7 protein-coding genes are annotated in these 10,652 nt (G+C 68.7%); 4 read left to right on the top strand and 3 right to left on the bottom strand.

Features of this window, described 5'->3' with window-relative positions; translation table 11 throughout:
• Positions 1 to 107 precede the first annotated feature (107 nt).
• Complete coding sequence (locus ACQVDU_RS12165) at positions 108 to 1,526, bottom strand: dihydrolipoyl dehydrogenase family protein (RefSeq protein ID WP_292732869.1); 1,419 nt, start codon at positions 1,524 to 1,526, stop codon at positions 108 to 110.
• Between the two features lie 216 nt (positions 1,527 to 1,742).
• Between ACQVDU_RS12165 and ACQVDU_RS12160 the strand changes: the two genes are divergently transcribed.
• The 4 genes from ACQVDU_RS12160 (at position 1,743) to ACQVDU_RS12145 (ending at position 7,700) form a co-directional block, all read left to right on the top strand.
• The gene (locus ACQVDU_RS12160) at positions 1,743 to 3,254 is read left to right on the top strand and encodes a DNA-3-methyladenine glycosylase 2 family protein (RefSeq protein ID WP_292732903.1); all 1,512 of its coding nucleotides are present in this window, start codon (positions 1,743 to 1,745) and stop codon (positions 3,252 to 3,254) included.
• Positions 3,255 to 3,256: 2 nt separating this feature from the next.
• A complete protein-coding gene (locus ACQVDU_RS12155) occupies positions 3,257 to 3,775 on the top strand; it encodes a methylated-DNA--[protein]-cysteine S-methyltransferase (protein ID WP_292732901.1) in 519 nt (172 codons plus the stop codon).
• Between the two features lie 290 nt (positions 3,776 to 4,065).
• The gene (locus ACQVDU_RS12150) at positions 4,066 to 5,889 is read left to right on the top strand and encodes an ABC transporter ATP-binding protein (RefSeq protein WP_443477267.1); all 1,824 of its coding nucleotides are present in this window, start codon (positions 4,066 to 4,068) and stop codon (positions 5,887 to 5,889) included.
• A complete protein-coding gene (locus ACQVDU_RS12145; RefSeq protein WP_443477266.1) occupies positions 5,886 to 7,700 on the top strand; it encodes an ABC transporter ATP-binding protein in 1,815 nt (604 codons plus the stop codon). The genes ACQVDU_RS12150 and ACQVDU_RS12145 overlap by 4 nt, the downstream gene beginning before the upstream one ends.
• 113 nt (positions 7,701 to 7,813) lie before the next feature.
• Here the strand turns inward: ACQVDU_RS12145 and ACQVDU_RS12140 are convergent, their stop codons facing one another.
• Both ACQVDU_RS12140 and lanKC read right to left on the bottom strand, forming a co-directional pair.
• Complete coding sequence (locus ACQVDU_RS12140; protein WP_300592650.1) at positions 7,814 to 7,939, bottom strand: SapB/AmfS family lanthipeptide; 126 nt, start codon at positions 7,937 to 7,939, stop codon at positions 7,814 to 7,816.
• 5 nt (positions 7,940 to 7,944) lie between these two features.
• Positions 7,945 to 10,617: a class III lanthionine synthetase LanKC gene (lanKC, locus tag ACQVDU_RS12135; RefSeq protein WP_443477265.1), complete on the bottom strand. Its 2,673-nt coding sequence runs from the start codon at positions 10,615 to 10,617 to the stop codon at positions 7,945 to 7,947.
• Positions 10,618 to 10,652 lie beyond the last annotated feature (35 nt).

The following is a 10,652-nucleotide window of genomic DNA, read 5'->3' as shown; positions in this document are numbered from 1 at the left end:
AACCCTGCCCTCGACGCGTCACCGCGCCCCGATCATGCCGCCCCGGCACACCCACGGCTCATCGGTGGATCGAGGCTAAGGGCTGGACGGCGGGAAGACGCTCTCACTCAGGGCCTGCCGTAGGCCTCCAGCCAGCGCAGCCATACCTCGCTGACTGTCGGGTAGGAGGGCACGGCGTGCCAGAGCCGGCTCAGCGGCACCTCCCCGACGATGGCGATCGTGGCCGAGTGCAGTAGCTCCGCGACATCCGGGCCGACGAACGTCGCCCCGACGAGCACCTCGCGTTCACGGTCGACGACCGCGCGCGCCCGGCCACGATAGTCATCCGACGCAGTGGAGGCTCCGGCGACCCAGGAGAGGTCGTAGTCCAGCACCCGGATGTTGATCCCCGCCGCTTCCGCGCGCTCGGCGGTGAGTCCCACCGAGGCGACCTCGGGGTCGGTGAAGGTCACCTGCGGGACGTGGTCGTGGTCGGCCGTCGCGACGTGGGAACCCCACCGGGAGGTGTCGACGTGAGTGCCGCGGGCACGGGCCGCGATGACGTCTCCCGCAGCGCGGGCCTGGTACTTGCCCTGATGGGTGAGCAGGGCGCGGTGATTCACATCGCCAACCGCGTACAGCCAATCGGTGTCGCGCACCAGCATCGTGTCGTCGACGTCGAGCCACCTGCCAGGTGTCAGATTCACCGATTCGAGGCCCAGGTCTGCGGTGCGCGGTACGCGCCCGGTAGCGACGAGCACCTCCGCCGCCGTCACCGACGTCCCGTCCGAGAGGCTGAGGGTGCGACCGTTCGCGTCGCGGGATGCTGAGGCGACGTCGATCCCCGTGAGGACCCGGGCGCCCTGCGCGATCAGCGACTCGGCGACCATCTCTCCCGCGAAGGGCTCCATGCCGCCCAGGAGCCCGGAACGCGCGATAAGGGTTACCGCTGTGCCGAAGCTCGCGTACGCGGTTGCCATTTCGCAGCCGACGACCCCGCCGCCGATGACCGCGAGCGAGGCAGGCGCGGATCGTGCGCTCGTTGCTTCGCGGCTCGTCCATGGTTCGATCTCTCGAAGTCCGGGCGTCTCGGGCAGCAGAGCTGCTGAACCGGTGCAGACGGCGACCGCATGGGTGGCGATGAGATCGACCACCTCGCCGCCTGGGCGGGTAACCTCGACCCGCTTGCGGCCCGCGATCCGGGCGTGCCCCCGCACGAGGTCGATGCCGGCGCTCTCGAGCCACTCGACCTGCGAGGCGTCGTTCCAGTCGTGTGTCAACCCCGTGCGCCGTGCGAGGGTCGCGGCGACGTCGAGCTCGCCGGTGACGGCTTGTCTTGCGCCGTCGACTGCTCGAGCGGCCCGCAGTACCGCCCCGCTTCGTAGCAGCGCCTTCGAAGGCATGCACGCCCAGTACGAGCACTCGCCCCCGACGAGTTCACTCTCGACGATGACGACCCGCAGGCCCCCTTGCACGGCCCGGTCGGCGACATTCTCCCCGACCGGCCCTGCCCCGATCACAACAAGGTCATACTCGCGCGCGCCCATATGCCACGGTAACCCGCCCGCCCGGGCACCGCCCCAGAAAGTGGGCGCGAATTGTCGCATCCGCCCCAGGACGCGACCAGATGCGCCCACTCTCCGAGCAGCGGGATGGCCCTGGCAGGACATGACTGGGTCAGGGCCCGCGGATGCCTCCGCTGCTGTGTCTGATTTCCGCCAGTGGGCGATGGCGGGGAGTGCGAAGCTTGACCCGTGCTCTCGATGACCTTCGACGAACGGTATGCCGCGATTCAGTCGCGTGACGGCCGTTTCGATGGTCAGTTCGTCACAGCCGTCAGCTCGACGGGCATCTACTGCCGACCGAGCTGCCCGGCACGCACGCCGAAGCCTGCGAATGTGACGTTCTATCCCACGAGCGCCGCCGCGCATGAGGCGGGGTACCGCGCCTGCAAGCGCTGCCTGCCCGAGGCAGCTCCCGGCTCCCCGGACTGGGATGTGCGTGGTGATGTCGCGGCGCGCGCGATGCGGCTCATTGCCGATGGTGTCATCGAACGGGAGGGCGTTCCCGGGTTGGCTCGTCGACTGGGCTACTCGCCGCGGCATCTGACCCGGCTGCTGACCGCCGAACTCGGAGCCGGCCCGCTCGCGCTCAGTCGCGCGCAGCGAGCACACACGGCACGGATGCTGCTCGTGGGCACCGCGATGCCGGCATCCGACATCGCCTTCGCGTCGGGGTTCGCCAGCGTGCGGCAGTTCAACGACACGATCCGCGAGGTCTTCGGTCTCACGCCGCTCGAGGTGCGCGCCAAGCGCACAGGGTTCTCGGCGCCCGGCGGCACGATCGATCTGGTGCTACCCGTGCGAGGTCCCTTCGACGCTGGCGGACTGTTCGCCTGGATGAGCGCGCGGGCGCTGCCTGGCGTCGAGGTGGCGGGAGAGACATCCTTCGCCCGTACGGTGCGTTTGGCGGCAGGCCCTGGCCGATTCGAGGTCAGGACCGACGCCGGCGGTTCGGTGCACCTTCGGGCCACGGTCACGGCTCTGTCGGACCTTGCCGCCCTCGTTGCTCGCGTGCGTCGCATCTTCGATCTGGATGCCGATCCCCTCGCGATCGACGCTGCGCTTTCGCGCGATCCGCGCCTCGCGCCGCGCGTTCGCGCGATTCCCGGCATCCGGGTTCCTGGTGCTGCGGACCCGCACGAAATGCTCATCCGCGCGATGGTCGGCCAGCAGATCAGCGTTGCCGCAGCACGCACGGCGCTGACCGCGCTCGCCGAGGCTCTCGGCGAAGAAGTGCCGGGGCCCGACGGGCTGACACGACTGTTCCCGACGATGACGGCGATCGCCGAGCGCGGCGCAGAGGTGCTGCGCGGGCCGAGAGCGCGTATTCGATCAATCGTCGGCGCCGCGGCGTCCCTAGCCGACGGCAGCCTGACCCTCACGATCGCCGACGACGGAATCGATCAGCGCCGCGCCCTCCTCGCGCTACCCGGTGTCGGCCCCTGGACTGCCGACTACGTCAGGATGCGGGTGCTCGGCGACCCTGATGTCTTCCTCCCCGGGGATGTAGCGGTGCGCTCCGGTGCCCAGGCTCTCGGTATCCCCGCGGACGGGCTCGAGGCGTGGGCTGCGACAGCCGCGCCCTGGCGCAGCTACCTGAGCGCGCATCTGTGGCGGGCCGTTCCCGCCCGCCCCATCCGAACAGCGCCCGCGCGTACCCGCACCCCCCGTACCCCTGCGCTGAGCGCGCTTGCTGAGGAGGTCCCCACATGACCATGACCGCCGTTTTCGACGTCGTCGACACTCCCGACGGTCCGTTCGCGATCCTCGCTGCGGCCGACGGTGCGGTGCTCTCCTCCGGGTGGACCGATTCGGTGGAACGCATCGTTGAGCGCATCCGTCTGGCTGACCGGCCCGCGGATATCCGCCCGGGCACGACGGATGCCGCAGCTGCCGTCCGCGCGTATTACGCCGGTGATCTCGCGGCGATCGATGAGGTGTCGGTCCGGCAGTTCGGCACGCCGGGGCAGATGGCCGGATGGGCTGCGCTTCGCCGGATCGCACCCGGAGCGCCGCTGTCGTATGCGACGTTCGCCGCGGCCCTCGGCCATCCCACGGCGGTGCGGGCCGCGGCATCCGTCTGTGCTCGTAATGCCCCCGCGCTGTTCGTACCGTGCCACCGCGTGCTGCGCACGGACGGGAGCCTCGGCGGCTTCGCATGGGGTCTGGAGGTCAAGCGGTCCCTGCTGGATCGGGAGAATCCGTCCTTGCTTTCAGCCGACTCTCAGGCTTAGTCTGGAGGGCTGCCGCGTCGCGCGGCGCCCGTACGCCAAGGAGGATGCCATGTATCAGATCGCTGTTGTCGCGAGCACTGTCGTCCTTGCCGCCGCGGCCCCGCTGCGTCACCGCGGCCCCGCTACGACGCACTAGTTCGCCTGTCCACGACCTGACCGGTCGCGGCATACTCTCGGCGCCGCCTGCGTTCTCGCCCACGACCGCACGCTTCGCATCCGCGCTCCACTGACCCGGAGCCGCCCTCCCCGCCTGCACACCCGCGGGTTCGCTTCGCCCTCCCACAAGGACCATGACCGCAACGCCTTCTTCTCCCACGCCCCACCTGTCGACCCTTCGTGCCCTGGGCCGTCTGCTGCCGTTCGCGCGCCCCGTGCTCGGGCGTCTCGGCCTCGGCGCGGCAAGCGCCATGCTCGCCTCGGTGCTGGCCCTCATGTTCCCGCTGGTCCTCGAGGTGATCGTCGGCGGCCCGATCGCCTCCGGAGATCCCGGACAGATCGCCTGGGGAGCCGTGGCGATCCTGGCCCTGGGCCTTGCCGAAGCGGCGATGGTCTGGGCGCGCCGGTGGTTCGTGCTCGCGCCCTCGACACGCGTCGAATACGAGCTGCGAACCACCTTCTATCAGCGACTGCAGCGGCTACCCGTCGCGTTCCACGACCGCTGGCAGTCCGGTCAGCTGCTTTCGCGGATGATGCAAGATATCAGCATCATCCGTCGCTGGCTCGCGTTCGGTCTCGTGCTGCTGGTGGTCAACGTCCTCACGATCATCGTGGGTGCGGTCCTGCTGTTCCAGTGGCACTGGCTGCTCGGGGTGATCTTCCTGGTCACCTCAGCGCCGCTCTGGTACGCCGGATACCGCTTCGAGAAGCGATACGGCACCCTCGCCCGCCAGTCGCAGGACCAGGCGGGGGACCTTGCCACCTCCGTCGAAGAGAGCGTGCACGGCATCCGCGTGCTCAAGGCCTTTGGTCGCGGATCGCACGCCCTGCAGAAGTTCGCCCGGCAGGCCGAGACTCTGCGCGAGACCGAGATCCACAAGGCGCGCGCTGTCGGGCTGATCTGGTTCTGGCTGATCCTCCTCCCCGACATCGCGTTCGCCCTCGCCCTCGGTGCGGGTATCGCGCTCATTAGCATGGGCCAGCTGAACGCCGCTGAACTGATCGCATTCTTCGCGATGGCTACCGTACTGCGATGGCCCATGGAGTCGATCGGGTTCCTCTTCTCGTTCCTGCTGGATGCCCGCACGGCCACTGACCGCATCTTCGAGGTGTTCGACGAGGTCGACACCATCACCGACCCTGAGCAGCCGCAGACCATTGCAGCTCCCCGCGGCGAGCTGGCGTTCGAGGGCGTCCACTTCCGTTACCAGGACGCGCCGGACAGCCAGCGCGACCTGCTCGATGGGGTCGATCTCGTGCTGCGTCCCGGCGAGACAATGGCCCTGGTCGGACTCACCGGGTCGGGAAAGACGACTCTCACGACCCTGCCGACGCGTCTGTATGACGTGACAGGCGGGCGCGTGACGCTCGATGGGGTCGACATCCGTGATCTGACTCTCGCTGAGCTGCGTACCCACATCGGCATGGCGTTCGAGGATGCGACGTTGTTCTCGCAGACCGTGCGCGAAAACGTGCTGCTCGGTCGCGAGGATCTCATCCCCGGATCCCCGGAGGCCGAAGCGGCGCTGCGCGAAGCGCTCGCGGTTGCGCAGGCGAGCTTCGTCGACGATCTTCCCGACGGTGTCGACACCGTCATCGGTGAAGAGGGACTCAGCCTGTCGGGCGGCCAGCGACAGCGTCTCGCGCTCGCGCGGGCTGTCGCGGCAAAGCCTGCCGTCCTCGTTCTCGATGACCCGCTGTCGGCACTGGATGTCGACACCGAGGCTCTCGTCGAGGATGCCCTGCGGCGCGTCCTCGCCGACACGACGGCCCTGGTCATCGCGCATCGTCCGTCGACGGTCACCCTCGCCGACCGCGTCGCCCTGCTCGAGGACGGGAAGGTGACGGCGGTGGGGACGCACTCCGACCTGCTGCGCGACAGCGAGCACTACCGGTACGTGATCTCGAGCCTCGAAGACGAACAAGCCCGCCTGCGGGAGAGGGAGGTGACCCTATGAGTGCCACAGTCGTGGGTACGGCCGGCGAAGACCGGTCGGATTACACCAAGGACGAGAGTCGCGCCATCCGCCGCCGCTCGCTGCGCCTGCTCGGTTCGCTCATCTCGCCGCTGCGGTGGCAGGTCGTGCTCGCCGGTGTCGTGCTTGTCGTCTCAACCGCGCTGCAGGTCGCAGGGCCCGCGCTGATCGCGTTCGGCATCGACACCGCGCTCCCAGCGGTGCTCGACGAGGCGAACTGGATGCCGACCATCGGTGTCGTCGCCGTGTACCTCGTCGCGGGGCTCGGCGGCGCGGGTCTCGTCGGCTGGTTCGCAGTCGTTGCTGCGCGCCTCACGCAGGCCGTGATGCTGGACCTTCGCAAGCGCATCTTCTTGCACACGCAGCGGCTCAGCCTCGAGTTCCACGAGTCCTACACCTCCGGTCGCATCATCTCGCGGCAAACGAGCGACCTCGAGTCGATTCGGGAGCTCCTCGACGGCGGACTCAACCAGCTCGTGTCGGGACTGCTGTACGGCGGGTTCACGCTCATCGCGCTGCTGCTGCTGGACTGGCAGTCGGGAGTCATCCTCGCCGTCATGGGCGTGCCGCTGTTCCTGCTCATGCGCTGGTTCTACCTGCGCTCGCAGGTCGTTTACCGCGAGTCGCGGGTCATCAGCGCGAAGCTCATCGTGAAGTTCGTCGAGACCATGACCGGCATCCGTGCCGTCAAGGCCTTCCGCAAGGAACCCCGCAATGACGACGAGTTCGGAGACGTCGCCGAGGACTACCGCGACGTGAACATGCGCTCGATCCGCCTCTTCGGAACGTTCGAGCCCGGCCTCATGGCCGTCGCGTCGGTCTCGATCGCGCTGGTTGTGCTCTGGGGCGGCCTGCGGGTTGCCGACGGGGCGATCGCCATCGGCATCCTGCTGGCAAGCGTCCTGTACGTGCGGAACTTCTTCGCGCCGCTGCAGGAAGTGGCGATGTTCCTGAACTCGTACCAGGCTGCCACCGCGGCGCTCGAGAAGGTCTCGGGGGTGCTGGAGGAGGAGCCGACGGTTCCCGACCCGACGGATGCCGTCGACCTGTGGACCGCGCGCGGACACGTCGCGTTCGAGGACGTCACCTTCGGGTACGCCGATGACCGCGTCATCCTGCCGCACTTCTCGCTCGACATCCCGGCCGGGCAGACGATCGCCCTGGTCGGCACCACGGGAGCCGGCAAGTCGACGCTCGCGAAGCTCGTCTCGCGGTTCTACGACCCGACGCGCGGCGCGGTGACCCTCGATGGGGTCGACCTGCGCCGGCTGCACCCGAAGGATCTGCGCCGCGCGATCGTGATGGTCACACAGGAGGCTTACCTGTTCAGCGGTACGGTCGCCGACAACATCGCGCTCGGGAAGCCCGACGCGACGCTTGACGAGATCGAGGCCGCCGCGAAGGCTGTGGGGGCTGACGCCTTCATTCGTGCTTTGCCCGACGGATACGACACCGACGTGAACAAGCGCGGCGGCCGGGTCTCGGCGGGGCAGCGTCAGCTGATCTCGTTCGCGCGGGCGTTCCTGGCGAACCCCGCTGTGCTGATCCTCGATGAAGCCACGGCTTCGCTCGACATCCCCTCAGAGCGGGCGATTCAGGATGCCTTGCAGACGCTCCTGGCAGACCGGACGGCGATCATCATCGCGCACCGCCTCTCCACCGTTGCCATCGCCGACCGGGTGCTCGTCATGGAGCATGGCCGGATCATTGAGGACGACACCCCCGAGACGCTGATCGCCGGGACGGGCAAGTTTGCCCAACTCCATGCGGCGTGGCGGGAGTCGCTCGTCTGACGAGGTCGAAAAGGCGACGGGGCCTCGGTGGGGGAGGGAATTCCGAGACCCCGTCGGCTCGGGTGGATGCCGGGCGCTCGCTGCGAGCGCCCGGCATCCGGGTCGAAGGCGGGTCAGCAGATGCTCGTCGAGACCGTGCTGAGGCACGCGCCAAGACTGAGGCTGCTGGCGGCGAGGATGTCGGCGTCGCGGCTTTCGGCGCTGCGCTCGATCTGCTGAAGGCTGAGCAGGTAACCCATGTGATTCACCTCCTTCCTGCGGGATCCCAGGCCATGGCGGGCCGAAGCGGTGAGGCGGCTGTCGGCGGCACCAACAGCGGGAGATTGACCGGGATGACCGGCTCGCCGGAATTGATCACGTTGGCAGAGGTGCCGAGCGCCGCGAGGACGCCGGCAGAGCCCGTGGCGAAGTCGCACGAGAGGCGGAGGAGCCCTTGACCGGGGAATCCGATGCCGTGGGGGCGGCGAATTGCGTGGAGGCGCAGCTCGGCTACGTGGTGTCTTAGGGCATCGTCGGCTTCGGGCGTGGAGTAGCCGAGGTGCCCGAGCGTGGCCAGGAACAGGATCATCCCCGCGCGACCGCGGAACACGCCGGACTCCATAACGAAATCAGTCAGTGCCGCACTGCTGATGCCGTCCAGTGCCTCAAGGTAGCGGTCAGGTGTCTCGAGATGGGGCAGCAGCTGGGCTGCCACGAGCCCGACTCCGGCAGAGCCGCTCCCGAGGTAGGGCAGCATTCGCCACCCTTCGTTGAGCTGGAGTGATCCGTCGATCGCCGTCATGCAGTGCGCGAGGTCATAGTCGAGTGCGTCTTGCGCGAGGCGCAGGTGCGCCCGCTCTCCGGTGCGCTCATACAACCGGAGTGCGAACAGCGCCGTTCCCGACGGGCCGCGCAGCAGTCCCCCGCTGCCGGTTGCGACGTGGCGGTCTTCGGGCGCTGTCGGTATCGGCGGCCGGGCATCGTGTCGGGAACGCAGGATGCCGCCGATCTCGAGGGCCTCGAGCACAAGAGTCGGGTCGTCGTCGGATGCCTCGAGCAAGACGAGTCCGACTCCGGGCAGGCCGCCGTAGAGATCGGTTCCGAGTGAGGAGAAGTCGAGTCGACGAAGGCGGTCCAGGGCAGCCTGCGCGTGCGGCCCACGCCCGAGGCGACGATGGAGCCAGGCGAGCCCCGCGAGCCCGTCCCACAGGCCGGCGCGGTGAGGGCTGCGGCGATCGCCAGGTCGTTCCCACGTGGCGTCGATCCATGCGAGCGCCCGCTCGTCGGGCTCCCGACCCACGAGCGAGAGGGCGTAGACAACTCCCGCCACTCCGTGGGCCAGACCCGTCCCGTCTTCCGCGAACTGCTGCGGGTCGCCCGGCCATACTCGGTCATCGCGCGAGAAGTCGGCGCTCGCGGTGAGGTCGTCCGCAATGAGTTCCTGCAGTTCGCGCACCGCGCGCGCGTCGTGGACATCCCACCGGGCCACCGGATCGTCTTGCGCGGAGTCAGCTGCAGCGACGCGCATGCGGGTGAGCGCGAGGTCGTGATGAACCGCCGCCGCCCAGGTCTCGTCGAGCGCGAACGTCTCCATCGCTGCCCGCACCAGGTCGTCGGCCTTGAACGGGTCAAGCGCAAGCAGAGACGTCAAGGGGTAGAAGACGAAGACCTTGATGCAGGCGAGACCGTACCGGTCGGCGTCTGCGCCACGGCGCCCGTCGGCTGCCATGAATGCCGGTGCGCCGATGACGGGGGCGACGGCATCGTCAAGCGGAGCTGCCATCTCGAGATCGAGGAGTGTCACACTCCCGTCCGCACCGATCATCACGTTGCCAGGATGCACGTCGCCGTGACTGAAGCCCGCCTCGTGCAGCCTCGTCACTGCATCATCGGCGCCGGCGGTGACCTCCAGCGCCCACTGGCGATACTCCGCATACTCCGCGGGAGTGCTCCGGGCATGCACGAGCGGATGCCGCGGCACGATCGCGCTCTGGAGCGACTGGCCTGCGATCCTCTCGAGCAGCAGGAATCGATGCCCGTGCAGTGAGAACGACCCGTGCACGCGCGAGACCGGCGTGCCTACCAGGGTGCGCAGCGTCTGCTCCTCATCCAAGAGCCGCCGCACCGCGTCGCGGCCGTCCGGCGTCATCCCGGTATCGGGCCGGCCCTCTTTGATCACGATGCGGGCGCCGGTGGCGGCATCCTCGGCGTCGTACACCCCGCCGGCGTTGGAGTGATGCAGGGCGCCGAGAACATGCGGGAATCCGGGCGGCGGCGCGTCGCTGCCCAACGCGTCGAGTTGCACCTGCAAGAAGTCGGGGAGCTCCACCCAGTCGGGCGGTGTGAACCCGGGCGAGCGCACGTCTTCGACGAGCCGTCCATCCGGATGCCGCAGGGCGGCGACCTCGAAGCCGTGCTCGCCGTTCGTCACCTGGTGCACGAAGGCGCCGTAGCGCACCGAGAGGGGGCCGCGTCGCCATCTCAGGTCTGACAGGACGTAGGGGCCGGGCAGTCCGCCGATCGCGGCGTCCAGTGTCTCGAGGGCCCGTTGCAGCTCGTCGATGTCGCGAGGATAGACCGTGATGAACTTGCCGGATGCCGACCGCTCGGCATCCTTGGAGTTCATTGCGAACAGTGCGCTGCGATGAACCAGATGCTTGAACGTCATGCGTTCGGCGTGGCAGTGGCGCGCGACGTGCTCGAGCACCTCCTGCGCCACGTCGAGCGTCGCGCTGGCATGGATCTTCCAGCCCTGCTCGGGTAGCGGTACGCCCGGGGGATACCACCCACGCCAGATGCCGTCGGTGTGGTCCGTCCAGTCGTGCCAGTCGAGATCGGGCGGCGGTGCGTATCGTTCTGCGTCGGGCACGTGCGCGCGGGCGGGGTCGTCGTAGAAATGCGTGTCGACGCGTGCGAAGCGGTGGTATATCGCCTCCACGGCTCGCCCCTTTCCCAGATCGCCGTCGGCCCCAT

Origin of the sequence: Microbacterium sp. F2 (assembly GCF_052274505.1) — a bacterium.
Taxonomy (GTDB): Bacteria; Actinomycetota; Actinomycetes; order Actinomycetales; family Microbacteriaceae; genus Microbacterium.
Note: the sequence above shows the minus strand (reverse complement) of the source record. Positions and strands in the feature narration are given on the sequence as shown.

Excerpts from the sequence above, each read along its gene's own strand:
- ACQVDU_RS12165 (WP_292732869.1), bottom strand. The coding sequence starts at position 1,526 with ATGGGCGCGCGCGAGTATGACCTTGTTGTGATCGGGGCAGGGCCGGTC.
- ACQVDU_RS12160 (WP_292732903.1), top strand. The coding sequence starts at position 1,743 with ATGACCTTCGACGAACGGTATGCCGCGATTCAGTCGCGTGACGGCCGT.
- ACQVDU_RS12155 (WP_292732901.1), top strand. The coding sequence starts at position 3,257 with ATGACCGCCGTTTTCGACGTCGTCGACACTCCCGACGGTCCGTTCGCG.
- ACQVDU_RS12150 (WP_443477267.1), top strand. The coding sequence starts at position 4,066 with ATGACCGCAACGCCTTCTTCTCCCACGCCCCACCTGTCGACCCTTCGT.
- ACQVDU_RS12145 (WP_443477266.1), top strand. The coding sequence starts at position 5,886 with ATGAGTGCCACAGTCGTGGGTACGGCCGGCGAAGACCGGTCGGATTAC.
- ACQVDU_RS12140 (WP_300592650.1), bottom strand. The coding sequence starts at position 7,939 with ATGGGTTACCTGCTCAGCCTTCAGCAGATCGAGCGCAGCGCCGAAAGC.